General features: G+C 74.7%; 28 protein-coding genes. 9 read left to right on the top strand and 19 right to left on the bottom strand.

Features of this window, described 5'->3' with window-relative positions; translation table 11 throughout:
* Nucleotides 1-41: 41 nt before the first annotated feature.
* Together MY520_RS20290 and MY520_RS20285 are read right to left on the bottom strand one after the other, a co-directional pair.
* Nucleotides 42-1,997, bottom strand: a complete 1,956-nt coding sequence (locus MY520_RS20290) for an ATP-binding protein (RefSeq protein WP_436694380.1) — start codon at nucleotides 1,995-1,997, stop codon at nucleotides 42-44.
* 30 nt (nucleotides 1,998-2,027) lie between these two features.
* A complete protein-coding gene (locus MY520_RS20285; protein WP_436694379.1) occupies nucleotides 2,028-2,933 on the bottom strand; it encodes a 3-methyladenine DNA glycosylase in 906 nt (301 codons plus the stop codon).
* Nucleotides 2,934-3,015: 82 nt separating this feature from the next.
* Between MY520_RS20285 and MY520_RS20280 the strand changes: the two genes are divergently transcribed.
* Nucleotides 3,016-3,180 carry a hypothetical protein gene (locus MY520_RS20280; RefSeq protein ID WP_436694378.1) on the top strand — a complete coding sequence of 55 codons (165 nt, stop codon included), beginning with the start codon at nucleotides 3,016-3,018 and terminating at the stop codon, nucleotides 3,178-3,180.
* Nucleotides 3,181-3,189: 9 nt separating this feature from the next.
* On the opposite strand, the gene MY520_RS20275 is transcribed toward MY520_RS20280, so the two are convergent.
* Together MY520_RS20275 and MY520_RS20270 are read right to left on the bottom strand one after the other, a co-directional pair.
* On the bottom strand, nucleotides 3,190-5,100 hold the full coding sequence (locus MY520_RS20275; RefSeq protein ID WP_436694377.1) for a helix-turn-helix domain-containing protein: 1,911 nt from the start codon (nucleotides 5,098-5,100) through the stop codon (nucleotides 3,190-3,192).
* Nucleotides 5,100-5,855 carry a 3-hydroxybutyrate dehydrogenase gene (locus MY520_RS20270; RefSeq protein WP_436694376.1) on the bottom strand — a complete coding sequence of 252 codons (756 nt, stop codon included), beginning with the start codon at nucleotides 5,853-5,855 and terminating at the stop codon, nucleotides 5,100-5,102. The genes MY520_RS20275 and MY520_RS20270 overlap by 1 nt, the downstream gene beginning before the upstream one ends.
* Nucleotides 5,856-6,106: 251 nt before the next feature.
* On the opposite strand from MY520_RS20270, the gene MY520_RS20265 reads away from it, so the two are divergent.
* From MY520_RS20265 to MY520_RS20245, 5 genes are all read left to right on the top strand, one after another.
* Nucleotides 6,107-7,468 (top strand): MFS transporter, encoded by a 1,362-nt coding sequence (locus MY520_RS20265; protein WP_436694375.1) that lies wholly within the window; start codon nucleotides 6,107-6,109, stop codon nucleotides 7,466-7,468.
* Nucleotides 7,469-7,640: 172 nt separating this feature from the next.
* Nucleotides 7,641-8,627 carry an ABC transporter ATP-binding protein gene (locus tag MY520_RS20260; protein ID WP_436694374.1) on the top strand — a complete coding sequence of 329 codons (987 nt, stop codon included), beginning with the start codon at nucleotides 7,641-7,643 and terminating at the stop codon, nucleotides 8,625-8,627.
* Nucleotides 8,628-8,666: 39 nt separating this feature from the next.
* Nucleotides 8,667-9,467, top strand: a complete 801-nt coding sequence (locus tag MY520_RS20255; RefSeq protein WP_436694373.1) for an ABC transporter permease — start codon at nucleotides 8,667-8,669, stop codon at nucleotides 9,465-9,467.
* A gap of 47 nt (nucleotides 9,468-9,514) precedes the next feature.
* Nucleotides 9,515-10,720: a sensor histidine kinase gene (locus MY520_RS20250; RefSeq protein ID WP_436694372.1), complete on the top strand. Its 1,206-nt coding sequence runs from the start codon at nucleotides 9,515-9,517 to the stop codon at nucleotides 10,718-10,720.
* Nucleotides 10,717-11,322 carry a response regulator gene (locus tag MY520_RS20245; protein WP_436694371.1) on the top strand — a complete coding sequence of 202 codons (606 nt, stop codon included), beginning with the start codon at nucleotides 10,717-10,719 and terminating at the stop codon, nucleotides 11,320-11,322. The genes MY520_RS20250 and MY520_RS20245 overlap by 4 nt, the downstream gene beginning before the upstream one ends.
* An 11-nt stretch (nucleotides 11,323-11,333) precedes the next feature.
* Here the strand turns inward: MY520_RS20245 and MY520_RS20240 are convergent, their stop codons facing one another.
* The 12 genes from MY520_RS20240 to MY520_RS20185 all read right to left on the bottom strand — a co-directional run bounded on the left by MY520_RS20240 (nucleotide 11,334) and on the right by MY520_RS20185 (nucleotide 18,698).
* Entirely contained in the window at nucleotides 11,334-11,525 is a 192-nt protein-coding gene (locus tag MY520_RS20240) for a hypothetical protein (protein ID WP_436694370.1), read from the bottom strand.
* A gap of 31 nt (nucleotides 11,526-11,556) precedes the next feature.
* Entirely contained in the window at nucleotides 11,557-11,772 is a 216-nt protein-coding gene (locus MY520_RS20235) for a hypothetical protein (RefSeq protein ID WP_436694369.1), read from the bottom strand.
* 108 nt (nucleotides 11,773-11,880) lie between these two features.
* A complete protein-coding gene (locus MY520_RS20230) occupies nucleotides 11,881-13,755 on the bottom strand; it encodes an acyl-CoA dehydrogenase (RefSeq protein ID WP_436694368.1) in 1,875 nt (624 codons plus the stop codon).
* Nucleotides 13,756-13,872: 117 nt separating this feature from the next.
* Nucleotides 13,873-14,247, bottom strand: a complete 375-nt coding sequence (locus MY520_RS20225; protein WP_436694367.1) for a lipopolysaccharide assembly protein LapA domain-containing protein — start codon at nucleotides 14,245-14,247, stop codon at nucleotides 13,873-13,875.
* A 37-nt stretch (nucleotides 14,248-14,284) separates the two neighbouring features.
* Nucleotides 14,285-14,449 carry a hypothetical protein gene (locus MY520_RS20220; RefSeq protein WP_436694366.1) on the bottom strand — a complete coding sequence of 55 codons (165 nt, stop codon included), beginning with the start codon at nucleotides 14,447-14,449 and terminating at the stop codon, nucleotides 14,285-14,287.
* Nucleotides 14,450-14,503: 54 nt separating this feature from the next.
* Complete coding sequence (locus MY520_RS20215) at nucleotides 14,504-14,929, bottom strand: hypothetical protein (RefSeq protein WP_436694365.1); 426 nt, start codon at nucleotides 14,927-14,929, stop codon at nucleotides 14,504-14,506.
* A gap of 36 nt (nucleotides 14,930-14,965) precedes the next feature.
* Nucleotides 14,966-15,592 carry a TetR/AcrR family transcriptional regulator gene (locus MY520_RS20210; protein WP_436694364.1) on the bottom strand — a complete coding sequence of 209 codons (627 nt, stop codon included), beginning with the start codon at nucleotides 15,590-15,592 and terminating at the stop codon, nucleotides 14,966-14,968.
* A 171-nt stretch (nucleotides 15,593-15,763) separates the two neighbouring features.
* Complete coding sequence (locus tag MY520_RS20205; RefSeq protein ID WP_436694363.1) at nucleotides 15,764-15,904, bottom strand: hypothetical protein; 141 nt, start codon at nucleotides 15,902-15,904, stop codon at nucleotides 15,764-15,766.
* 109 nt (nucleotides 15,905-16,013) lie between these two features.
* Entirely contained in the window at nucleotides 16,014-17,027 is a 1,014-nt protein-coding gene (locus tag MY520_RS20200; protein WP_436694362.1) for a TIGR03617 family F420-dependent LLM class oxidoreductase, read from the bottom strand.
* A 43-nt stretch (nucleotides 17,028-17,070) separates the two neighbouring features.
* A complete protein-coding gene (locus MY520_RS20195; RefSeq protein WP_436694361.1) occupies nucleotides 17,071-17,217 on the bottom strand; it encodes a hypothetical protein in 147 nt (48 codons plus the stop codon).
* A gap of 55 nt (nucleotides 17,218-17,272) precedes the next feature.
* The gene (locus MY520_RS20190; RefSeq protein WP_436694360.1) at nucleotides 17,273-18,199 is read right to left on the bottom strand and encodes a ribokinase; all 927 of its coding nucleotides are present in this window, start codon (nucleotides 18,197-18,199) and stop codon (nucleotides 17,273-17,275) included.
* Nucleotides 18,200-18,221: 22 nt separating this feature from the next.
* Nucleotides 18,222-18,698: a DUF6328 family protein gene (locus tag MY520_RS20185; RefSeq protein ID WP_436694359.1), complete on the bottom strand. Its 477-nt coding sequence runs from the start codon at nucleotides 18,696-18,698 to the stop codon at nucleotides 18,222-18,224.
* A gap of 74 nt (nucleotides 18,699-18,772) precedes the next feature.
* Here MY520_RS20185 and MY520_RS20180 point away from each other — a divergent pair, with 74 nt between their 5' ends.
* From MY520_RS20180 to MY520_RS20170, 3 genes are all read left to right on the top strand, one after another.
* Nucleotides 18,773-19,471, top strand: a complete 699-nt coding sequence (locus MY520_RS20180) for a methyltransferase domain-containing protein (protein WP_436694358.1) — start codon at nucleotides 18,773-18,775, stop codon at nucleotides 19,469-19,471.
* Nucleotides 19,472-19,544: 73 nt separating this feature from the next.
* Nucleotides 19,545-20,573: a type III polyketide synthase gene (locus MY520_RS20175; protein WP_436694357.1), complete on the top strand. Its 1,029-nt coding sequence runs from the start codon at nucleotides 19,545-19,547 to the stop codon at nucleotides 20,571-20,573.
* Between the two features lie 95 nt (nucleotides 20,574-20,668).
* Nucleotides 20,669-21,301 carry a response regulator transcription factor gene (locus MY520_RS20170; protein WP_436694356.1) on the top strand — a complete coding sequence of 211 codons (633 nt, stop codon included), beginning with the start codon at nucleotides 20,669-20,671 and terminating at the stop codon, nucleotides 21,299-21,301.
* A 6-nt stretch (nucleotides 21,302-21,307) separates the two neighbouring features.
* On the opposite strand, the gene MY520_RS20165 is transcribed toward MY520_RS20170, so the two are convergent.
* The 3 genes from MY520_RS20165 to MY520_RS20155 form a co-directional block, all read right to left on the bottom strand.
* Nucleotides 21,308-22,930, bottom strand: coding sequence for a GAF domain-containing protein (locus MY520_RS20165; RefSeq protein WP_436694355.1), 1,623 nt, complete (start codon nucleotides 22,928-22,930; stop codon nucleotides 21,308-21,310).
* 97 nt (nucleotides 22,931-23,027) lie between these two features.
* Nucleotides 23,028-23,525, bottom strand: a complete 498-nt coding sequence (locus tag MY520_RS20160) for a universal stress protein (RefSeq protein ID WP_436694354.1) — start codon at nucleotides 23,523-23,525, stop codon at nucleotides 23,028-23,030.
* A gap of 221 nt (nucleotides 23,526-23,746) precedes the next feature.
* Nucleotides 23,747-24,526: a putative protein N(5)-glutamine methyltransferase gene (locus MY520_RS20155; protein WP_436694396.1), complete on the bottom strand. Its 780-nt coding sequence runs from the start codon at nucleotides 24,524-24,526 to the stop codon at nucleotides 23,747-23,749.
* Nucleotides 24,527-24,566 lie beyond the last annotated feature (40 nt).

Below are 24,566 nucleotides of genomic sequence, written 5' to 3'. Positions count from 1 at the left end.
GCGGGCTCCTTCCCCGCAGCCACGTCGTCCAGCTCGCACCGTTAGCCGCCCGATCCAGGACTAGTCGGATTGATCAGTTGGGTCAGAGTCGTGTCGATCTTGTTCGTCGTAGCAGAGTCGCCCGCCTCGATCGCCAATTGCTTCTTGAAGAACAAGAGCTTTCGTTCGGCCGCGTCGAACAACTCTCCCCACGTCTTGACCCACACCTGGTACTCGTTCTGGTCATCGGCGAGTCCCGGAGGCTTGTCACGCTGTCTGATGTCCCGTTCGATGGCCCTGCGGTCGTAGTCGTAGGTGACCAGGTAGAACTGCCATCTGCAGTCGACGTCGCGATACTGCGGGTTGTCCACGATCGCGCGGGCGTATGACTTGATCTGGTCGACTTCTCGCTTCCCTATGCGAACGGTGGGTCGCTTCAGTTCGACGATGAGCCGTTCGGTGCGCTGTTCGCTGCCGCCCGTGCGGAACAAGAGGATGTCGACGCGTCCTGATCGACCGTCATCTCTCATCACGGCGTCCAGTTGGTCCTCCAGTTCCACCTGATCCCCGAGTTCGTCGAGGTGTTGCCGCAGAACGGACGTCAGGCCGACTTCCGAGCCCGTGATCGGCCACTCCTCCCCGAAGAGCCAGACGTTCGCTGCAATGGCAGGATGGAGTTGGTCGACCTCTCGAAGAGCTGATCTTCTCACGTCGTCAGCGAAGATGGATCGGAGTGAGGCGATGAAGTCGAGTCTCTCGCTGACAACTGTCGCGGCTCGAATGACGTGGGACAAGTCTGTGCGGTCCAGGAGATTGGCCAGAGCGCGGCGCTCCCCCGCCGGAAGATGCAGGACGCTCTCGAGGATGCGACTGAGATCGGTGGGGTCCTTCTCGAGTGCAGTCTTGATCAGGCGAACTGACAGGTCGCGCTGGGTGAGTTGCTTCGGTAGCGCGTCCCTTGCGACGGTCACCACCAGGTCGAAGGTCCGTCTTTCCAGCACGCGGGTTGGATCGGTGTCTCGCTCGTCGTACGGGTACAGGTCTTGATCCTTGAGTTCTCGGATGACCTCCGTTGCCACCACCCGACGGCGCAGGGCCAGGTGTCGCTTGACCGCAACGTCTGCTGCGGCCAGAAGGTCTGCGTAAGCCATGAGGATGAGGTGCGGGTCCTCTGCCTCGAGAAAGCGTTCGGTATGCACATAAGGCGTGAAGCGGATGAGTGGATCGCTGTAGCTGTAATGCTGCTCGAGAGATGCAATGGCCACGCCATCGACCGTGCAGGCCCACATGCCGCGCTGGGTCGTCCGCTTGCTGTCCCACTCAACGAAGCGGACGAATGGCGGGGGATCGTCATCCGCGTAACGCGCTGGCAGTTGGAGGGGCAGATCTGTCGTCTGCGCTATCGCTGCAGCAGCGTTGAGAGGGTGGTTGTCGAACTCGACGGTGATACCAGGGTAAGCCAGCAGGTATGGCGCTAAGCGCGCGAGCAGCTCCTCATGTGCATCATCGCGCTCGAGGCTCCTGAGGTTCTTGCCCTGAGGGACGATGATCTTGACCGATGTCCCAGGCGCGTCTTCCGTGCTGACGGGATCGCCGATGTGCCACCGGCGAGGGTGGTTGCTGTTCGCGTCGATCCGAGTCGTCTGGCGGCCGGCTGGGGTATCCGCAGTCGTGGTCCAGGTGGCACTGTTCCCCAGGGTGAATGCGAAAAGTCTGCCCTCGCCCTTTCGGCCATGGAGACTGCGCCGGGTTCCGGTTCGGTACCTGCGGTCCGCTTTCCATGTGTCACCGTACTGACGGAACGAGGAAACGGCGTCTTCGGGAGTCATCCCGTGACCGTCGTCGTTGACCGTGATGGCCGTGATGGGCCCCCAGGCCGAGCGCTCAAGCGTTACGGAGACCCGACTGGCGCCTGCGTCGAGCCCGTTCCAGACCAGCTCGGCAACAGCATCCATCGGCAGTCTCCGTGCGTATCCCTGCAACTTCCTGTCTGCGACCTCGAGCTCGATCTCCGCCACAGATGGCCCCCGTTCACGGTGCGTTCGACGCTACGTGCCCGATGTCGACGAACAGGACTCTCTCCCCAAGATCCGGTCGCACCAGTCGGACAGGGTCGCTCGAAGCACGGCGCCGCGCTCGGTGAACCCGCGCTGGGCAGCCGCGTACTCGGCCCGGCCCTCGGGCGTCTCGATGCGCACCGGCGTCCGCCCGTGCGCGCGCAGGTCGTAGGGCGAGGCGCGCATGTCCAGCTCCCGGACGTCGCGGGCCAGCTCGAAGCAGTCGAGCAGCAGCTCACCGGGCACGGCGGGGCCGAGCTTGGTCGCCCACTTGTAGAGGTCCATGGTGGCGTGCAGGCAGCCGGGCTGTTCGAGGTCGGGCTGGGTGGCCCGGGTGGGCCGCAGCCGGTTGAGGCCCACGGCGGCCGGGGTGAAGAAGCGGAAGGCGTCGAAGTGGCTGCACCGGATCGGGTGCGCCTCGACCACCGCGTCGGTGCCGGCCTGGCCGAGCCGCAGCGGCAGCGGGTGCCGGTGCTCGTCCTGCCGGTAGACCATCGCCCACTCGTGCAGGCCGAAGCAGCCGAGGAAGGCCGGCCGGCCGGCGGTCGCGGCCAGCAGGTCCCGCACGAAGCGGACGGTGTCGCCACGGTCGGCGAGGAACGCCTCGGAGTCGAGGACGACCGCCCCGTCGTCGTCCGTGGCGTACCAGCGGCGGCCGGCGTGCGGGGCGGGGCCGGCGGCCGACGGCGCCAGCGCGGTCCCGGCGCCGGGGTGCCAGCGCCGCAGCACCGCGGGGCGGGTCGAGTAGTACTCGTAGAGGAAGTCCTCGACCGGGTGCGACCGGCCGGTGGCCCGCCGTTCGCGGTGCCCGGCGGTCAGCGCGTCGGCCCGCGCGGCGTGCGCCGCCGACCGTGCCGTCCAGACCTCCGCGGCCAGTCGGACGGGCTCGCGACGCACCCGGCCAGCGTAGGCGGCCCCGCCCCGGGCGGGTGTCCTTCGTCCCTGGCCGGTCCGGCCGGGTCGCGCGGAGCATCGCGCCATGGCGAGCAAGCCCCTCCGCTGCCGGCTCGGTCTCCACGCCTACGTCCGCCGGCACCCGGTCGACGAGCGGTTCGAGGGCCCGGATCACCAGGTGTGCCGGGTGTGCGGTCGGCAGCGCCACCTGACGACGGACGGCGTTCCGCCCGGCTTCGTCGGCGGCTGACCGCCCCGGTCAGGCGCCGGCGAGCCGGTGCAGCCGCAGGGCCACCTGCACCTCCAGCGCCCGGTCCGGGCTGGACCACTCGCGGCCCAGCAGCCGGCCGACCCGGTCCAGCCGCTGGGTCACGGTGTTCACGTGCACCTGCAGCGACTCCGCCGCCCGCGCGGGCGAGCCCCCGGCCTCGAACCAGGCGCGCAGCGTGCCCGTGAGGTCGGTGCCGCGCCGGGCGTCGTACTCCAGGACCGGTCCGAGCGTCGCCGCGACGAAGGCGGGCACGTCCCGCCCCTCGCCGACCAGCAGCCCGACGAAGCCCAGCTCCTCCGCGCTCGCCGACTGCCCGCCGCGGCCCAGGGCGACGAGCGTCGAGGCGCAGCGCTGGGCCTCGATGCGGACGGTGGCCACCGCTCCCGGACCCTCCGCCGGCCCCGCGCCGCCGGCGGTCACCGGCCGGCCGGTGGCGCCGGAGAGCTCGCGGCGGACCAGCGCCGCCGCGGCGCCGGGTGCCTGGTCGGGGAGGCAGAGCACGATGCGGCCGTCGTGCAGCCCGGCCAGACCGCCCCGCGTGGCCGCGAGGTGGGTCGCGGCGGCCAGCGCCCGGCTCCGGGCCGGCTCGTCCACGAGGACGACGACGACCGCGTGCGGCCGGTCGAGGTCGGCGCCCAGTCGCCGGGCCCGCTCCCGCAGCCCCTCCGGGTCGCGCAGCGACGGCGCGAGCAGCTCCTCGAGCAGCTCGCCGCGGACCCGGCCCTCGGCCTCGCTCGCGGTGCGCCGGATCAGCAGCAGCAGGGCGGTGACCAGGGCGGCCCGCTCGAGGATCCGCTGGTCGGAGTCCGACAGCTCGTCGTCCCGGTGCAGCACCAGCCCGCCGAGGAGGTCGTTGCCCACGGTCACCGCCGCGGTCCACCAGCTCCGGTCGCGCACCGTCCGGCCGGTCGACCGGGCCAGGGCGAGCGCGCGTGCCGGCTCGGCGGGCAGGTCGACGTCGGAACCGCCCCCGGGGGACGGCGGCACGCGGCCCTCCTCGTCGAGCGTGGTGATCCGGCCGCCCAGCGCCTCGGTCACCGCGGCGGCGACGTCCTCCACGCCACCTCCGCGCAGCACGATGTCGATGAAGCGGTCGTGCGCGCCGGCCGCCCGCTCGACCGACGCGGTGTACGCGCGCAGCTCCCTCGTCGCGGCCGACAGCTCCTCCAGCGCGACGCTGGTCTCCTCCAGCAGCCGCGCGTTGTCGAGGGCGATCGCGGCGTGTGCCGCCAGCGACCCGAGCAGCGAGACCTCGGAGCGCTCGAAGAGCCGCTCGCTGCGGTCGGCGGCGAAGAGCACACCGATCACCCGGGACCCCCGGACCAGCGGCACCCCGAGGATGGCGACCAGCCCCTCCTCGCGGACGCCGCCGTTGATGTCGTCGGTGTGCTGGAACCGCGGGTCGGTGAAGTAGCTCGCCGTCGCGTAGGGGGCGGCGGTCTGGGCCACGAGCCCGCCGAGCCCGGCGCCCATCGGCAGCCGGAGCGTCTGGAACCGGGCCGAGACCGAGCCGTCGGTCACCCGCATGCAGGTGTCGCCGCGCGCGTCGTCGTTGAGCGTCAGGTACGAGACGTCGGTGCCCAGCAGCTGCCGGGCCCGCCGGACGATCGCGGTCAGGACCTCGTCGACGCTGCGCAGCGCGGCGAGGTCCCCGGCCGTGTCGAACAGCGCCGCCAGCTCGGACTCCCGGCGGCGCCGGGCGGCGAACGCCTCCCGCACCTGGAGGGCCAGCAGCTTCGCCCGCTCCAGCTCGGCGAGCGCCGCCCCGTCGGCGCCCGCCGCCCGCGCGCGCACGGCCGGGCCCTCGAACTCGATGGCCGCGGCCTCCTCCAGCAGCAGCGTGAGGTACTCCGCCGCGCCGCCGAGCTGGGGGGTGGCGGGGGCCAGGGGCGCGTTCATCAGTGGGCGCTCCACCCACCGTCCATGACCAGCGAGCTGCCGGTGATCGAGTCCGCCACGGGGGAGCAGAGGTAGGCGACCGCCTCGGCCACCTCCGCCGGCTCGATCAGCCGCTTGACGGCGGCCGGGGCGAGCATGACCTGCTCCACCACCTCGTCCTCGGAGAGCCCGTGCGCGCGGGCCTGGTCGGCGATCTGCCCCTCGACCAGCGGCGTCCGGACGTAGGCGGGGTTGACGCAGTTCGAGGTCACGCCGTGCGGCGCGCCCTCCAGTGCGATCACCTTCGACAGCCCCTCGAGGCCGTGCTTGGCGGTGACGTAGGCGCTCTTGTAGGCCGAGGCGCGCAGCCCGTGGATCGAGCTGACGTTGACCACGCGGCCCCACCCGCGGCCGTACATGTGCGGGAGCGCCCCGCGGACCAGCCGGAACGGCGCCTCGAGCATGAGCCGGAGGATGAGCGAGAACCGGTCCGCCGGGAACTCGTGGATGGGTGCCACGTGCTGCAGCCCGGCGTTGTTGACCAGCACGTCCACGTCCAGGTCGAGGGCGTCGATCGCGTCGAGGTCGGTGAGGTCGACCGCGACGGCGGTGCCGCCGACGGACGAGGCCACCGCCCGGGCGGCGGCCTCGTCCCGGTCGAGCACGACGACGGCGGCGCCGGCCTCGGCGAGGCGGACGGCGCAGGCCCGCCCGATCCCCGAGGCGCCACCGGTGACGAGTGCGCGGCGGCCGGACAGCGGAGTCGGGTTCGTCATGGCGGGGACCGTAGGCCGTGGTGGTGGCCGGGCACACGGCCGGGGGGCACACACCTGCGGCGAGGGGCATGGGGGTGGGCTACACCGGCAGCCCCCCGTTCACCCGCATCGGGCGGCGCCACGGCCGTCGACGCTTCATGGCTGCGGGCCACATGCCTGGTGTCACAACTGGGGTTGCGGGGCACATGGCGGGCAGTGTCCCGGCTCCCTAGCGTTCGGCGGGACTGACCCACCACCTCCGGGAGACGACCATGTCCGCACCTGCGCACTCCGGCGCGCGCTTCGGCCGCGTCGTCGGCGCGAGCATCATCGGGACCACCGTCGAGTGGTACGACTTCTTCCTCTACGGCTCGGCCGCGGCGCTGGTCTTCGGCCCGCTGTTCTTCCCCGAGCAGGACGACTTCGTCGGCGTCCTCGCCGCCTTCGCCACCTACGCCGTCGGCTTCTTCGCCCGCCCGGTCGGCGCGCTGGTCTTCGGCCACTACGGCGACCGCCTCGGCCGCAAGAAGCTGCTCGTGATCTCGCTGATGATGATGGGGTCGGCGACCTTCCTCATCGGCCTGCTGCCCACCTACGACAGCGTCGGCGTGCTCGCGCCGGTCCTCCTCATCGCGCTGCGCCTGATCCAGGGCTTCGCCCTCGGCGGCGAGTGGGGTGGCGCGGTGCTCATCGTCTCGGAGCACGGCAAGCCCGAGCACCGCGGCTTCTGGGCCTCCTGGCCGCAGGCCGGGGCCCCCGCGGGCAACCTGCTGGCGACCGGCGTCCTGGCGCTGCTGGCCACCTTCCAGTCCGACGAGGCGTTCGAGGCCTGGGGCTGGCGGATCCCGTTCCTGCTGTCGGCGGTGCTGATCATCGTCGGGCTCTGGGTGCGGCTGAGCGTGAGCGAGTCGCCGGTATTCCTCGAGGCCCAGCGGGAGGCCGAGGCCAAGGCGGCCGAGAGCGGGGTGGCCGAGGCGGCGCCGATCGTCACGGTGCTCACCCGCTACAAGCGCGAGGTGCTCACCGCCATGGGGGCGCGGATCGCGGAGAACGTCTCCTTCTACCTGCTGACTGCCTTCAGCCTCACCTACCTGACCAACGTCGGCGGGCTGGACTCCTCCTTCGCGCTCAACGCGGTGCTCATCGCCTCGGCGGTGCACCTGGTGACCATCCCGATGTGGGGCGCGCTCTCCGACCGGATCGGCCGCAAGCCGGTCTACCTGTTCGGCGCCGCCGGCGTCGGCGTGTGGGCGTTCGTCTTCTTCCGGCTGCTCGACACGGGGACCTTCTTCCTCGCCGTCGTCGCGATCACCGTCGGGCTGCTGTTCCACGGTGCGATGTACGGGCCGCAGGCGGCGTTCTTCTCGGAGCTGTTCGGCACCAAGGCCCGGTACACCGGCGTCTCGGTCGGCGCCCAGCTGGCCTCACTGGTGGCCGGCGCGCCTGCCCCGCTGATCGCCCTGGCCCTGCTGGGCAGCTTCGACGAACCCAACGTCGCCGCCGTCGGGTTCTACATCGTCGCCTGCGCCGTGATCACGCTCATCGCCGTCTGGTCCTACAGCGAGACGCGGACGCGGGACCTGGGCGAGGACAAGGCCGTCGTGGTGAAGGAGCGCCGCCCCACCTCGGTCTGAGGTCGCACCGCCCACGGGCCGCCCATGACACGTGTCATGGGCGGCCCGTGGCGTTCCGGCCGGAAGTCGTGAGAACCGGCACCTGTGCCGGAGCCGGGACGGCGGCAGCCTCGGAGGTGCGCCCGGTAGCACCGGCCGACCGCGGCCGGCGGGCGCACCGGAGGAGGTCCCCGTGCACCCGACCAACGCGCCCGCCCCGCCGCGCCCGACGCCGGAGTCGCCTGCGCCGCCCGCCGTGGAGGTCGTCGACCTGCGGCGCCGCTACGGCTCCTTCGAGGCCGTCCGCGGCATCTCCTTAGAGGTGGCCCGGGGTGAGGTCCTGGCGCTGCTCGGGGTGAACGGGGCGGGGAAGACCTCGGCGCTGGAGGTGCTGGAGGGCCTGGCCGCCCCGTCCGGCGGCTCGGTGCGGGTCCTCGGCCGCGATCCGCAGCGCGAGCGGGCCTCCGTCCGGCGTCACCTCGGCGTCCTGCTGCAGTCGAGCGGCCTGCCCGGTGACCTGACCGTGGCCGAGACCGTCCGGACCTGGGCGCAGACGCTGACCGATCCGCGGCCGGTCGGCGAGGCGCTGGAGATGGTCGGCCTCACCGGGCGCGCCGGTGTCCGCGTGCGCAGCCTCTCCGGCGGCGAGCGCCGCCGACTGGACCTCACCCTCGCGCTGCTCGGCCACCCGAGCGTGCTCGTGCTCGACGAGCCGACCACCGGGCTGGACCCGGAGAGCCGGCGAACGGTGTGGGAGCTGGTCCGCGGCCTGGTGGGGGACGGGGCGGCCGTCGTGCTCACCACCCACCACCTGGAGGAGGCCGAGGAGCTCGCCGACCGGATCGCCGTCATGCGGGAGGGCCGGATCGTGCGGGCCGGCACCCGCGAGGAGATCGCCTCGACCCAGCCGGCCACCATCACCTTCACCCTGGCGGCCGACGCCCCGCCGCTGCCCTCCCTCCCGGCGGTGCGGACCCACGCCGGCCGCCCGGACGTCGAGCTGCACACCCGCGCCCTCCAGCCGGCGCTCACCGCGCTGCTCACCTGGGCCGCCGAGCACCGCGTGGAGCTGACCGGTCTGCAGGCCCGCTCCGCCTCGCTCGAGCAGGCCTTCCTCGCCGTCGCCGACGCAGAGCCATCCGACGCAGAGCCATCCGATGCCGATCCCGTCGCCGCCTGACCGTCGCCGCCTGCCCCCCACGAAACCCAGGAGACCGTCGTGACCGCCCTCGCCCCTGCCCCCGCCGCTCCCGGCGCCCGCCGCCGCGTGCTCGCCCTCGCATCCGCGGAGACCCGGCTGCTGCTGCGCAACCGCACCGCCGTCGTCAACTCCGTCGTCATGCCGCTGCTGCTGGTCGCCGCCGTGCGCGTGATCGGCCTGCCCACCGCCGGCGGCCCCCAGCTGGTCGCCACCGCGCTCGGCATCACCCTGGTGTTCCTCACCTACTACAACCTGGTCACCACCTACGTCGCCCGCCGCGAGGAGCTGGTGCTCCAGCGGATGCGCACCGGCGAGCTGACCGGGCCGGAGATCCTCCTGGGCACGGCGGTGCCCACCCTGCTGGTCACCGTCGCCCAGGTCGCGCTGGTCGCCGTCGGGGTGGCCGTGATCGGCGAGTGGGCGGCGCCGGTGGACGTCGTCCTGCCGCTGCTCGCCCTCGTCGGCGGCGCCGCGCTCATGGGCGTGCTCGCCGCTGCCAGCACGTCGTTCACGCGGACGGCCGAGAGCGCGCAGATCACCACGCTGCCGCTGGTGCTGGTCGCGACGTCGCTGTCCGGGCTGTTCTTCCCGCTGACGGCGTTCCCCGAGGCACTGGCCGGCGTGCTCCGCCTCCTGCCCCTCGCCCCGGTCGTGGAGCTGGCCCAGCTCGGCCTGGCCGGGCGGACCTGGGACGGCCGGGCGGTCGACCTCGCCGGCGCGTGGTCCGCGGCGCTGCTCCCGCTGGCGCTGCTGGTGGCGTGGACCGTCGTCGGCGCCCTGGTGGCCGGCCGGGTGTTCCGCTGGGCGCCGCGAAGGTGAGTTCCGGCGACCCGGACGGGCGCGGCCGGTACGGCAGCATGAGCGCCGTGCCGACCGTCGTCCGCTGGTGGGAGGACCGCTCCGCGCCGCAGCGCATCGAGCTCTACACCCGGTGGTCGTTCTACATCTGGCTGGCGGCGACCCCGCTGCTGGCGCTCGGCGTCGTCGGGTCGGCCGCGCGGCCGCCGACCCGGCCGGCGACGACGGTCTTCCTCCTCGGCTCGGTCGCGGTGGCCGTCACCGCCGTGCTGCTGGCCCGCGCCGGGCTCGCCGCGCACCAGGAGGGCCGGGCGCTGCCGCGCGGGCCGCTGCTGGCCGCCTTCGGTGCCGCCGTCGCCACGGCGGTGGCCGCGGTGCCGCCGTTCCTGGCCGACGGCCCGGACAGCCCGGCGCTGGCGTGGGGTGTGGCGATGCCGCTGGCGATGGCCCTTGCCGCGGCCTCCACGGTGTGGCCGACACCGCTGCTGACCTGGGCCGGGTTCGGCGTCGGCGCGGTCACCGGGCTCGCCATCCGGGCGGCGGACACCCCCGTCGGCGTGGCGGTGGCCCTCGGCCTCGTCGTCGGGGCCACGGTCACGTTCCTCGCCCTGGCGTTCCGGTTCTCGGTGTGGGTGCTCGACGTGGTGCGCGAGATGGAGCGCAGCCGCGGCGTGCAGTTGCAGCTGGCCGTCGCCGAGGAGCGGCTGCGCTTCGCCCGCGACCTGCACGACGTCATGGGCCGCAACCTCTCGGCGATCGCGGTCAAGAGCCAGCTGGCCGCCGAGCTGGTGCGCCGCGGCCGCGAGGGCGCCGCCGAGGAGCTGGTCGACATCAGCCGGGTGGCCGAGGAGTCGCTGCGGGAGGTGCGCGACGTCGTCCGGGGTTACCGCCGGACCGACCTGGCCGGCGAGCTGGCCGGCGCCCGCTCGGTGCTGCGAGCCGCCGGGGTGAGCTGCACGGTGGACGGCGAGGAGGCCGGCGAGGGGCTGCCCGAGCCGGTTCAGGCGGCGCTGGGCTGGGTGGTGCGGGAGGCGGTGACCAACGTGCTGCGGCACAGCCGGGCGACGTCCTGCACGATCGCCCTGCGCGCGACCGGCGGGGAGGCCGAGCTGCAGGTGACCAACGACGGCGTGAGCGGGGTCCCAGGGGGCTGGGGGAGCGGGCTCACCGGTCTGGCCGAGCGGCTGGCCGGCGCCGGTGGGCGGCTGACCGCCCGGCCGGTCGCCGACGGCTTCGTGCTCACCGCGACCGTCCCGGTGCGGGTGACGGCGTGATCCGGGTCCTGCTGGCCGACGACGAGAACCTGATCCGGTCGGCGCTGGCCGCGCTGCTCGGCCTGGAGGAGGACCTCGAGGTCGTCGCCCAGGCCGCCTCCGGCGCCGAGGCCCTGGCCATGGCCCGGGCGCACACCCCGGACGTCGCCGTCCTCGACCTGCAGATGCCCGACCGCGACGGGATCACCGTGGCCGGCGAGCTGGCGACCGCGGTGCCCGGCTGCGCGGTCGTCATCGTCACCGGGCACGGCCGGGCCGGGCACCTCAAGCGGGCGCTGGAGGCAGGGGTGCGGGGGTTCCTGCCCAAGACGGTGAGCGCGCCGGTGCTCACCGACGTCGTGCGGACGGTGCACCGCGGCGGCCGCTACGTCGACCCGGAGCTCGCCGCCGAGGCGATCAGCGCCGGCGACAGCCCGCTGACCCCGCGGGAGGCCGACGTCCTGGAGCTCGCGGCCGGGGGCGCGCCGGTCGAGGAGATCGCGGCCCGGGCGCACCTGTCACCCGGCACGGTCCGCAACCACCTGTCGGCGGCGGCGGCCAAGCTGGGCGCGCCCAACCGGCACGCCGCCGTGGAGGCGGCGCGCCGGCACGGGTGGATCTGAGGAGTTCCGCCTCAGCCCGCGCTGTTGCCGGGGCGGGTGGGCAGGTCGTCGCGCTGGGCGTCGTCGTCCGTGGTGAGGACGGTGTCCTGCTCGCCGGCGTCGGCCCGGTCCTCGCCGGGGACGCCGTCGACGAGGTTGCTGCTGGACGGGGCGTCCGCCGTGTCGGCGGACTCGCCGTAGCCGGTGGGGTCGGGCTCGCTCATCGTGGTCCTCCGCGTCGCTGGTGGTCGGGGGTCAGAGGGCGCCGCCGGCCCCGCCGCGCTCGGCCCGCGCGGGGTCGGACTCGGCCTTGGCCGGCAGGTCGTCGGGCTGGGTCGCGTCGCGCTCGACGGCCTCCTCACGGGTGAGGGGGACGTCGTCGAAGCCGGTACCGGTGCTGCTGTCGTCCCCGGTGCCCGACGCGGTCGGGACGCCCTGCTGGATCCGGTCGCTGCCCTGGGGATCGGTCACGGGAGCCTCCTCTGCGACGGCGGTGTCCCCCGCTCATGCCCGGGCCGGAGCCCGGCCATGCCCCCCCCGGACTCTCCGCGCGGAAAGTCCGAGGAGGGCGGGCGCGGGTCAGAAGACCGCCTCGTCGACCTCCATCAGCGCGTTGTCGGTGTTCTCGACGACGACCCGGTCCGAGGCCAGCCGCGGCAGCACCTGGGTGCAGAAGAAGCGGGCGGCGGCCAGCTTGCCCTCGTAGAAGCGCCGGTCCCGCTCGCCGACCGTCCCGGCCAGCGCGGTCAGGGCCACCTCGGCCTGGCGGACCAGCAGCCAGGCCGTCACCAGGTCGCCGGTGGCCAGCAGCAGCCGGCTGGTGTTCTGGCCGACCTTGTACAGCGAGGTGATGTCCTCCTGCGCCGCGGCCAGGTGGCCGAACATCGCGGTCAGCATCGACTGGACGTCGCCGAGCGCTGCGGCCAGCAGCCCGCGCTCCTCCTTGAGCCGGCCGTCGCCCGCCCAGCCGTCGCCCGCCCGGCCCTCGCCCGCCTCGCCGTCGATCGTGGCCTGGATCCGGCCGGCCAGCCAGGTCAGCGCGACGCCGCCGTCCTTGACGATCTTGCGGAAGAAGAAGTCCTGGCCCTGGATCGTCGTCGTCCCCTCGTAGAGGGTGTCGATCTTGGAGTCGCGGATGTACTGCTCGATCGGGTAGTCCTGCAGGTAGCCCGACCCACCCAGGGTCTGCAGCGACTCCGCGGTGAGCAGTTGGGTGGCCCGCTCCGAGCCGAAGCCCTTGACCACCGGGAGCAGGAGGTCGTGGACGCGGGCGGCCAGCCGGGCCTCCTCGCCGTCGGCGCTCCCGGCGGCCTCGGCCTCGGTCAGCCGGTCGCGGAAGCTGGCCGCGTACAGGTACAGCGCCCGCATGCCCTCGGCATAGGACTTCTGCAGCATCAGGGAGCGGCGGACGTCGGGGTGGTGGGTGATCGTCACCCGGGGCGCGTCCTTGCTGGTCGCGGTGAGGTCGGCACCCTGAACGCGGGTCTTGGCGTAGTCCAGCGCCACCTGGTAGCCGGCCGACAGCGTCGCGATGGCCTTCGTGCCGACGAACATGCGGGCGTACTCGATGATCCGGAACATCTGGGCGATGCCGTCGTGCACGTCGCCGACCAGCCAGCCCCGGGCCGGGACCGGTCCGTCGCCGAAGGTCACCTCGCACGTCGTGGAGACCTTCAGTCCCATCTTCTTCTCGACGTTGGTGACGTACACGCCGTTGCGCTCGCCGAGCTCCCCGGTCGCCAGGTCGACGTGGAACTTGGGCAGGACGAACAGGGACAGGCCCTTGGTGCCCGGCTTCGCGCCCTCGGGGCGGGCCAGGACCAGGTGCACGATGTTGTCGGACAGGTCGTGTTCGGCGGAGGTGATGAACCGCTTCACGCCGGTGACGTGCCAGGAGCCGTCGGGCTGCTGCACGGCCCTGGTGCGGCCGGCGCCGACGTCGGAGCCGGCGTCGGGCTCGGTGAGCACCATCGTGGCGCCCCAGCCGCGCTCGATCATGAGCTCGGCCAGCCGCCGCTGGTCGGGGGTGCCCAGCTCGTGCAGCGTCGCGGCGAAGGCGGGGCCCGAGCCGTACATGAACACCGCCGGGTTGGCGCCCAGCACCATCTCGAACGCCGCCCAGGCCAGCGCCGCCGGCGCGCCGACGCCGCCGAGCTCCTCGGGCAGGTCCAGCCGCCACCACTCGCCGTCGTGCATCGCCTGGACCGACTTCTTGAACGACTCGGGCAGCGTGACCGAGTGCGTGGCGGGGTCGAACACCGGCGGGTTGCGGTCGGCGTCGGTGAAGGACGCCGCGAGCGGCCCCTCGGCGAGCCGGCGGATCTCGGTGAGCACGCCGCGCGCGGTCCCGGCGTCCATCTGGGCGAACGGCCCGGTGCCGAAGACGTCCTTGGTGTCGAGGAACTCGAAGAGGTTGAACTCGAGGTCCCGCAGGTTCGCGGTGTAGTGGCTCATGCGCGTGGCTCCCGTGCTCCGTGCTGCTCAGCGGGCTTCTACCCGCCGGTAACAAACGGTATTACCGGCGGGTAACCAGAGCAAGCACCGACCCCGGGAGTCCCCCGGGAGGGGTCCTCAGCGGGTGCGGCGGCGGGCGCGCAGGACCAGGCCGGCCAGCCAGACCAGCAGCCCGCCGAGGGCGGCGGCGATGAGCAGCGCCACCACCAGCGGCAGGTCGACGTTCCCGAACACCAGACTCACGCCGACGGTCTGGGTGTTGAAGACGACGAACAGCACGAGCAGGACGGTCACGAACACCAGCAGCGCCAGCGCGAGGGAACGGCCGACCGTCCGGCCCGCCGCGCGCGCCGACGACGTCGTCCGGCCGGCGGTGGGGGCCGGCGCGCCGGCGGCAGCCGGTCCGGTCGCCGGACCGGGGACGCCGCCCGAGGACGTCGGGGCGGCGTTGCCGGACGGCGCGCGGAGGGGATCGGGGCCGGGAGACGTCACAGGTCGATTCTCCTGGTCACCTGCCCCGGGTGCACGATCAGCCGCGGGCGTCGGGCTCGGTCTCGCCGGGCGGGTAGCTGGGGCCGGCGGTGCCGGCGGCCGGTCCGTCCGCACCGCCCTGCGACTCCGGGTCGGCCGGCGGCGCCACCTCGGCACCGAGGGGCTGGGCGTCGCGCTCGGCGTCGGGCTCGGGCATGGTCATGGAGCCGAGTCTGCGGGCTGCCGGCCGGCCCGGCGACCGAGGGGATCGCTCCCGTCACTCCTCGAGGACGGGGCCGGCCTCGTGGCGGGGGTGGCCCCTGGTCCGCTCGCGCTGCTTCATCCGGGCCTCGTAGACGTGCCGGTCGCCGCCGGCGAGTTCGGTGCGGGCGCGCTCGTCGAAGTCGCGGAAGACCGACCAGTAGTTGGCGTCGTAGTCCTCGACGATCTGGAAGGTCCAGCGGTCGGCGACGACGTTGCGGCCCACCAGGTCGCGGTCGAGGTCGTCGGCCAGCCGGGTGTGGCCGGCCGTGCGGAACAGCTCGACGGCGTGCTGGAGCAGGAGGTCGGCCTTGCCGGAGTGCTGGTGGAAGCCGTAGAGCTGGCCGCGGGCCTGCTCGATGGTCTCGAGGGCCTCGGAGAGCTTGCCGAGGCCCTCCACGGTGGTGTCGTCGAGGTCGGGCCGGCTGCGGTCGGTGCTCACCGCCCCATCGTGCGGTGCGACCGGTCCGGCCGCAGGTCAGCGACCGGCGACCGCGGCGTCGACCAGCCGCTCGGCGAGCTCGCGGCCGTGCGCGGCCGGGCCGTCGGGCCCGAGCAGCCCGCCGGAGAGGTACATGCCGTCGATGATCAGGTGGATCTGGGCGGCGAGGTCCTCGCCGGCACCCGGCACGAGCTGGTCGGCCAGGCGCTCCAGCCGCGCGTGCAGCTCGAACTTGTAGTCGGCGGCGGCGCTGCGGGCCGGGTGCTGCGGGTCGTCGTACTCGCTGCTGACGTTGGTGAACGGGCAGCCGCGGAAGCCGGCGCGGGTCACGTCGCGCTCGACGGCGTCGACGACCGCGAGGAGCGCGGCGCGGGCGTCGCCCTCCAGGCGGACCAGCTCGGCGTCGACGAAGGCGAGGACGGTCGCGGCCTTGCGGGCGAGGTAGGCGCCGACCAGGTCGTCCTTGCTCTTGAAGAGCCGGTAGACGGTCATCTTGCCCAGGCCGGTCTCGCGGACCAGCTCGTCCATGCCGACGCTGCGGGAGCTGCGCGTGGCGAACAGCCGCTCGGCGGTGTCCAGGACGATGGTCTGCCGCTCGGCCCGGCTCCGGCGGAGAGGAGCCACGGCGTCGTCGGCGGCGAGAGGGAGGGCGGCTGCGGTCACGGACCGGATGCTGCCCCAGCGCGTGACGGATCAGTTCGCGGCACGCCGGGTCCCCCCGACGGATGGTTGCAGTGAGTGACGAGGGGTTCCCGAGCAGGCCGGGACCCCGGGGATCGGTGGGACCCGTGTGACGATGCGTGCTCGTCCGGCGACCACCGATCCCCGCGGGGTTCAGGCCCGGCGCACCCGGCGGGGGTTGGCCAGCATCCGGCCCAGCTGGACGGCGGAGGCCTGTCGAGCCTGCGACTCGTCGGCCTGCTGCCCGGTGGGCGTTCCGTCAGTTACTCGGGGTTCGCTGTGCGTGTCCTCCATGCCACTCAGCGTCCCCCGAACGGGCGTGTCGGAAACAGACCCGATGCGGTGAGTTGAAGCCGAAACGCTGAGAGATCAGTCACTCTGCGTGCATCGCGGAGTCCGCCGATCACCGCAGCGCGGCGGCCAGGGGCTCCCACAGGTCCAGCCGGGACGGCGCCGCGGCGTACACGCTGAAGCGGTCGACCAGCCCCTCGAACCGCGCCCTGACCTCGCGTCCGACGTCCGCGGGGTCGGCGACGACGGCGAACGCCCCCAGGACGTCGTCGTCGACCAGGTCGCGCATCGCGTCCCACCGGTCCTCGCGGCGGCCGACCGACAGGGCGTGCAGCTCGTCGGCGAGCGCGCCCCAGCCGTGCAGCTCGAGGACCGGGCGGTAGGCGGGCGTGCTGCCGTAGAAGGCGATCGTCGCGCGGGTCGCGGCGGCGGACTCGGCGCGCTCGGGCTCGGTCGCGCCGGTGACGACGAAGCCCGGCAGGCTCACGGTCACCGCGTCGCGGGTGCGGCCGGCGGCCGCGAGCCCCTCGGCCAGGGCCGGCAGGGTGCGCTCGCGCAGGTAGCGGGCGGTGGTGAACGAGTGGGCGAGCAGCCCGTCGGCCACCTCACCGGCCAGCCGGGTCATCGCCGGCCCGACCGCCGCCAGGTGCACCGGCGGGCCGCCCCACTCGTGCGGCCGGGGGGTGAACACCGGCGTCATCAGGGTGTGCCGGTAGTGCTCGCCCTGGAAGCGCAGCCGGGTGCCCTGCTGCCAGGCCGCCCAGATGGCCCGCAGCGCGGCGACGTACTCCCGCATCCGCGGCACCGGCGCGCTCCAGGGCATGGAGAACCGCCGCTCCACGTGCGCGCGCACCTGCGAGCCCAGGCCGAGCACGAACCGGCCGTGCGTGTGGCGCTGCAGGTCGTGGGCGGTGGTCGCCACGGTCATCGGCGAGCGGGCGAAGGCCACCGCGATCGCCGTCCCCACCTGGAGCCGGGTGGTGGCCCGGCCGGCGAGGAGCAGCGGCAGGAAGGGGTCGTGCGCGGTCTCGGAGGTCCAGACGCCGGCGTACCCGCGCTCCTCCAGGTCGCGCGCGATCGCCGGGACGTCGTCGAGGTCGGCCGGCAGGGCGGCGTCGAGCAGCACGGTTGCCGAGCCTGCCGCACCCGCCACCCCACCCGCCAGCGGCTCAGGAGGCGCCGGCGCCCTCGTCGGGGAGGTCCTGGCCCTCGGCGGGATCCCCGGAGTGCGGCGTGCGGCCGTCGCCCGGCTCCTCGTCGGGCGGGTCCCCCTCGGCGCGCTCGGCGCTGCGCGGCGGTCGGTCCGGGTCGGTCATCGTCGTCCTCCTCGGTCGGGGGCCTCGCCCGGCCTGTGCCCGGCGGACCGGTGGCTCAACCCCGCAGCTCGGCGGCCGCGGGCAGCCGGGCGCGCGACCGCGCCACCGCGTCGGCGTCCGGCAGCGCGCCGCGGGCGCCGGGCCCGGTGGTCGACAGCGCCGCGGCCGTGACTGCGGCGGCGACCGCCTCGTCCGGTGCGGCGCCGGAGGCCAGCGCGACCGCGAGCGCGCCGCAGAAGCAGTCGCCGGCACCGGTGGTGTCCACCGGCTCGACCGGGGGTGGCGGCTGCAGCAGCGCCGGGCCGTCGGCGGCCACGAGCAGCGCGCCTCGGGCGCCGAGCGTGACCACGACCGTGGCGGCCCGCAGGGTCCGGGCCAGCGCGGCGAGCTCCTCCGGCGAGCGGTCGGCCGGTGCCGCGCCGGCCAGCTGGACCAGCTCGTGCTCGTTCGGCACCAGCACGTCCACCCGCGCCAGCAGCGCCGCGGGCAGCGGCCGGGGCGGTGCTGGGGTGAGGACGACGGTGCCGCGGGCGACCTCGGCCGCGGCCTGCACGGTGGCCAGCGGGACCTCCAGCTGGAGCAGCACCACCCGGGCCTCGCGGACCGGCGGGACGTCGACGTCCCCGGGCTCGAGCGCCCCGTTGGCCCCCGGCACCACGACGATCAGGTTCTCGCCGCTGCCGTCCTCGACCGGGATGGTGGCGCTGCCCGTGGGCGCGTCCGGCGTGCGCCGCACGTGGCCGACGTCGACGCTGGCGTCGGCCAGCGCGGCGAGCTGGCGCTCCCCGGCGGGGTCGGTGCCCACCCGGCCCACCATGGCCACCGTCCCGCCCAGGCGCCCGGCCGCCGCGGCCTGGTTCGCGCCCTTGCCCCCGGGGGCGAGCGCGGTGTCCCGGCCGATCACGGTCTCCCCGCGACCGGGCAGCCGGTCGACACGGACGAGCACGTCCTCGTTGAGGCTGCCGACGACGGTGACGGACACGGGTCAGCTGTACCAGACCGCCTCAGCCCTCGTGCCTGCGCCAGTGCCGGAGGGGGAACAGGTACCAGGCGACCGTGCCGAGCAGCACGACGAAGGCGCACCCCGCGATCGCCGGGCCGCGGCCGAGGACGACGTCGAGCACGAGCAGGACGGCGCTGGCGATGCCGAGGAACAGCAGGGCGAGGCCGATCAGCAGGGTGGCGTCGGCGAAGGCGACCAGCTCGGCCTTGCGTTGCTGACGGAACAGCGTGCGGTGGAAGGAGACCGGGGCGATCAGCAGCAGGGTCGCGCTCGCGGTGCTGAGCAGGGTGACCGTGTAGACCGTCGTCCCGAACGTCCCCAGCTCCTCGAAGCGGGCGGTGAACGCCATCGTCAGCAGGAACGCGAACAGCACCTGGACGCCGGTGATCACCACCCGCATCTCCTGGAGCAGCTCGGCGAGGTTGCGGTCCAGCACCTCCTCGGGCGTCTGTCCCCGGGCCACCGCGGTCCCGTCCACGTCCGTCCGTCTCCGCGCCACGGCGCTGCGGTACCGCAGCCGCCCGGGCCCGACACCTGGTAGGACCGGCTGCCATGACCGGCCTGCGCCGCAACGACCCGGCCCAGTACGACCTGCTCGCCGACCAGTGGTGGGAGGACGCGGGCGGGCTCGCCGCGCTGCACTGGCTGGCCGCCTCCCGCGCCGACCACATCCCGCCGGCGGCACCCGGCGCGGTCCTGGTCGACCTCGCCTGCGGCGGTGGCCTGATGGCCCCGCACGCGGCCCGCCTGGGCTACGTGCACGTGGGCGTCGACCTCACGCACAGCTGCGTGGCGGTGGCCCGCGGACACGGTGTCCTGGCCGTGCAGGGCTCGGTGACCGCCGTCCCGCTGGCCGACGGGTGCGCGGACGTCGTCGTCGCCGGGGAGATCCTCGAGCACGTCGCGGACGACGCCGCCGTGCTGGCCGAGTGCGCCCGGCTGCTGCGCCCGGGCGGCACGCTCGTCGTCGACGCGCTGGCGGCGACCCGGATCGGGCGCTTCCTCATGGTGACCGTCGCCGAGCGGCTGCCCGGCGGCCCCCCGCCGGGTCTGCACGACCCCGCGCTGTTCGTGGACCGGCGTGCCCTGCTGGCCGCCGCGGACTCGGTGGGCCTGGACCTCCGGCTGGTGGGGCTGCGACCCTCGGTGCGCGAGGCGATCGCCTGGCGACTCGGCCGCCGCCGGACGGTCCGGATGAAGCCGATCCGCTCGACCGCGGTCGTCTTCGCCGGGTACGGGCGCAAGCGGTGAGGCGGCGGAAGGCCCAGGTCGCACGTACCGTCGGGGCCATGACGCCGAGCCCGTGCGCCGCGGAGCGGCACTGGTGAGCACCGCGGTCGTGACCGGCGCGGGCGCCGCGCTGCCGACGACCATCGAGCAGGACGCGGTCTGGGACGGCTTCTTCGCCGAGCACTACGCCGGCGTGCGCGCGGCCCGCCGGATCTTCGCCTCGGCCGGGGTGCGCCGCCGGCACGCGGTGGCCAACCCGATGGACGAGGACCTCAGCGCCTGGGGCACCGGCGCCCGCATGCAGCGCTACATCCAGGAGGCGCTGCCGCTGGGCAAGCAGGCCGTCGCGGGGGCGCTGGACTCCGCCGGCCTGGCGCCGGGGGACGTCGGCCTGTTCGCCGTGGCCACCTGCACCGGGTACGCCACGCCGGGGCTGGACATCCGGCTGGCCAGCGACCTCGGCATGCCGCCCGGGCTGCAGCGGCTGCACGTGGGTCACATGGGCTGCTACGCGGCGATCCCGGGCCTGGCCGCGGTCGGCGACTACGTCACGGCCCGCTCGCGCCCCGCCGTCCTGCTCTGCTGCGAGCTGACCAGCCTGCACGTGCAGCCGGCGCAGGCCGACCTGGAGCAGGTCGTCGCGCACGCGCTGTTCTCCGACGCCGCGGCCGCCGTCGTCCTGGAGCCGGGTGCGGCCCGGGGCCGCCGGCTGGCCGCGGTGGTCGCCCGCACCGACCCCTCCACCGCCGACCACATGACCTGGGACGTCACCGACCTCGGCTTCCGCATGGGCCTGTCCCCGCGGGTTCCCGACGTGCTCTCCCGGCACGTGGGGGACGTCGTCGACGAGCTGCTCACCGGCGCGGGCCTGCGTCCCCAGGACGTCGCGGGGTGGGCGGTGCACCCGGGTGGCCCGCGCATCCTCGACGTCGTCCGGGACGAGCTCGGGCTGGCCGAGTCCCAGCTGGCCGCGTCCCGGCACGTGCTGGCCGAGCACGGCAACTGCTCCTCGGCGACGGTGCTCCTGGTGCTCGAGCAGCTCGCCGACGTCGACGGGCCGGTCGTGGCGATGGCCTTCGGGCCGGGATTGACGCTCTACGCGGCGCTGCTGCTCGACCCCTGATCGAGGAAACGCGGACCGCCCAGTACGCTCTGTGAGCTGGATCACTCTCCGGAGGGGGCGCGGTGGAACCGGGCGCCGGGGTTCGTGTCTTCCTCGTGGACGACCACGAGGTGGTCCGGCGCGGGGTGGCGGAGCTGCTCGAGGAGGACGCCGACATCACCGTGGTCGGGGAGGCGGGGTCGGTCGCCGAGGCGCTGGCCCGCGTGCCCGCGGTCCTGCCCGACGTCACGGTCGTCGACATGCGCCTGCCCGACGGCGACGGCGCGGAGGTCTGCCGCACGCTGCGGAACCAGCACCCCGAGCTGCGCTTCCTCGTGCTGAGCAGCTACCCCGACGACGACGCCGTCGCCGCGGCGGTCGAGGCCGGCGCCTCGGGGTACCTCCTCAAGCAGGTCCGCGGGTCCGCCCTCGTCTCGGCGGTGCGGACGGTGGCCGACGGGGGGACGCTGTTCGGCGCCGACGTCGGGATGCCCGCGCCGACCCCGTCGCGCCGGCGGCCGGCCGAGCGGGACCGCCGGCTGTCGGTGCTGACCGAGCAGGAGCGCACGGTGCTCACGCTGATCGGCGAGGGGCTGACCAACCGGCAGATCGGCGAGCGCATGGGCCTGGCCGAGAAGACGGTGAAGAACTACACCAGCCACCTGCTCGCCAAGCTCGGCCTCGAGCGGCGCACCCAGGCGGCGATCCTCGCCACGGAGCTGCGGGACCGGCTCGACCCGTCGGGCTGACCCCGCTCAGGCGTCCGGCGCGGGCATCGGCACCGACCAGCGCACCTGGGTCCCCGCCGGACCTGCGGAGGTGGTCAGCCGGCCGCCGTGCCGCTCGGCGCGGTCGGCCAGGTTCGTCAGCCCGCTGCGCACGGTGACCGCCGGCAGCCCGACCCCGTTGTCGGTCACCACCACGCGCACCTCGCTGTCCACGGTGAGCGTCACGGTGACGCGGCTCGCCCGGGCGTGCCGGACGACGTTGGTCACGAGCTCCCGCACGACGGCCACCACGTCGGGGATCAGCACGGCGGGCAGGTCCTCGAAGCCGCCGCGCAGCCGGACGTCGGGCCGGAGGCCGTGCCCGCCGGTGATGGACCGGACGACGTCGACGATCCGCGTGCGGACGGCGTCCGGCGAGGCGTCGTCGGCCTCGTGCAGCTCGAAGATGGCCGAGCGGATGCGGGCGATCGTGCCGTCGAGCTCGTCGACCCGTTCGGCGAGCCGCGCGGCCGCCTCCGGATGGCTCTCCGTGAGCGACCGGCTGATCCGGTCCAGCGCCAGGCCGGTGGCGAAGATCCGCTGGACGACGTGGTCGTGCAGGTCGCGGGCGATCCGGTCGCGGTCGGCCTCCACCTGCAGCCGGCGCTCCCGCTGCTGGGTGCGGGCCAGCTCGAGTGCGACGGCGGCCTGGGCGGCGAAGACCGAGGCCAGCTCGAGGGTCGCCGGCTGGAAGGGCTCCCGGCCGCGCAGCCGCATCGCCACCACGGTGCCCAGCGCCGGCCGGCCACCGAGCGGGATCATCAGCGTCGGCCCGTAGTCCCGGGCCAGCTCGCTGAGCACCGGGTCGCGCCCGCCGCCGGGGGCCGTCGAGCTCGCGTCGTCGATCAGCCGGGGGACCCCGGACCGGTGCGCCGCGCCGAGCTGGCTGTCGGCCAGGGGCACCCGCACCCCCTCGACGTCCTCGTCGTCCAGGCCGACGGCCGCGACGACCGTGAGGGCGTCGTCGGCTCCGGGGCTGGGCACCAGGACGCCCGCGGTGTCGGCGGCGGCCAGCGCGGCGACCCGCTGGGCGATGGACCGCAGCACGGTGTCGGGGTCGGCGCCGGACAGCAGCGCGGTGGCGATGTCGCTGCCCGCCTGGGCCCAGGCCCGCCGGTGCTCGGCCCGCTCGTACAGCTGGGCGCTCTCGATCGCCAGGCCGGCCGCCGTGGCCAGCGCCTGGGCGGCCTTCTCGTCCGCCGCGGTGAACGGTCCCCCCGTGCGCCGGGCGGTCAGGTAGAGGTTGGCGAACACCCGGCCTCCGACGCGCACCGGCACGCCGAGGAAGCTGTCCATCGGCGGGTGCCCGTCGGGGAAACCGAGGTACTGCGGGTGCTCCCGCAGGTCTTCCAGGCGCAGCGGCAACGGCGTGTGGGTCAGCACGCCGAGCACGCCTGCCCCGGTGGGCAGCCGGCCGATGCGGTCACGGTCGGAGGCGTCCATCCCGACCACCACGAACCGCTCGATCGCCGTGCCGTCGCGATCGAGCACGCCCAGGGCGCCGAAGGTGGCGTCGACCTGCTCGACGGCCACGCGGACGACGCCCTCCAGCGTCGCCTCGAGGTGGTCGCTGTGCGCCGCCGCCTGCACGCCGGCGGCCAGCAGGGGCACCGCGGCCGGAGAGGCGTCACGCGGGAGAGGACCGGGCGGGGTCACGGCCCGGCCGTCGAGGGGGCGGCAGTCGTCGGGATGGGCGTACCGGCCTCCGTCAGGCGCCTCGGGCCAGGCGACGGGCGGGCAGCCGGGGGACGGCGGGCCGCAGCAGGGTCTTGCCGTGCTCGCCCACCACGACCAGGTCGGCTCCCCGGGCGGCGCTGGTCAGGGCGTCGAAGACCGGTCGTTCCAGGACGGTGGTGCGGGTGCGCCCGACCACGCCGGTCTCGGCGATGGCCCGCAGGACCTGGGCCTCCAGCCGCTCCAGGGCGGCGGCCACGGCCGGGCGCGACGGGCGGGTCAGCCCGCTCAGCGGGTCCTCGTCGTCCCCGTCGAGGACGCTGACCGCGATCACGGTGGCCTCGCGGCGGGCGGCCTCGCGCAGGGCCCACACCAGCGCGCCGTGGCCGTGCGGTGAGCCGTCGACGTCGACGATCAGCCAGGGGCTCTGCCGGCGGGGGAGCAGCGGGCTCAGCCGCATCGGCTCCACGCGCGGCCTGGCCTCCTCCGCGCCCTCGGCCTCCGCGGCGAGCGGCTGCGCCGTCTCGGGCACCCTGTCCTCCGGCATGTCGCCCCCAGTGCGCTGATGCGCCGTCGTCCGACTGCCGGACGGCCGTGGTGGCCGCCGCCGTGTCACCGGCTCTCCGTTGAGCCGGCGCGCGTCGGTCTGGCAGGGATCGTGGCCGCCGGCGCGGGGGGACGGCAGGGACCAAGGGCCTGACCGGCCGCCGGTTCAGGGGTTACGGGACCGTTCCGGAAGGCGCGCTGTGCGTGTCACTCCGCTGTGTGACCGGCCACACACAGTTGGCCGCGGGATACGCCGACGACGACGGTCGCGTCCCGGTCGTCGTCCCGGGCGACCTCCGCGGACAGTCCGCCGGCCTCGACGGCGGCCGCGGTCAGCGGGGCCTGCGCGGCGCTGGTCTCCACGAGGAGGGTGCCGCCGGGACCGAGCCACCGCCGCGCCTCGGCCGCGACCCGGCGGTGCAGGTCGACGCCGTCGGCTCCGCCGTCCAGGGCGGACCGGGGCTCGTGGTCGCGCGCCTCCGGGGGCATGCCCGCGATCGCCGCCGTCGGCACGTACGGGGCGTTGACCGCGAGCAGGTCCACCCGGCCGGCCAGGTGCCCGGGCAGCGCGGCGTAGAGGTCGCCGCGGTGCACGCGGGCACCGACGGGCGCGAGGTTGCGCCGGGCGCAGCGCACCGCCACCGGGTCGATGTCGGCGGCGTGCAGCTCGACGCCGCCGCGCGTGGAGGCGATCGCCAGCCCCACGGCCCCGGAGCCGCAGCACAGGTCCACCACGACCGGCCGGTCCGTGCCGCGCAGCAGGCCGACGGCCCGTTCGACGAGGAACTCGGTGCGGCGGCGGGGCACGAAGACGCCGGGTTCCACGCCCACGCGCAGCCCGGAGAACGCCGCCCAGCCGAGCACCGTCTCCAGGGGTTCGCCCGCCACCCGGCGCGCGAGCAGGGCCTCGAGGTGGCCGGCGTCGGCGGCGTCGGCCAGCAGGACGGCGGCCTCCTCCTCGGCGAAGACGCAGCCGGCGGCGCGCAGCCGCGGGACGAGCGCCGTGGCCGGCGGGAGGGAGACGGGA

Source organism: Geodermatophilus sp. CPCC 205506, from assembly GCF_051383635.1.
Lineage (GTDB): Bacteria > Actinomycetota > Actinomycetes > Mycobacteriales > Geodermatophilaceae > Geodermatophilus.
This window is presented reverse-complemented; position numbering and strand designations above follow the sequence as displayed.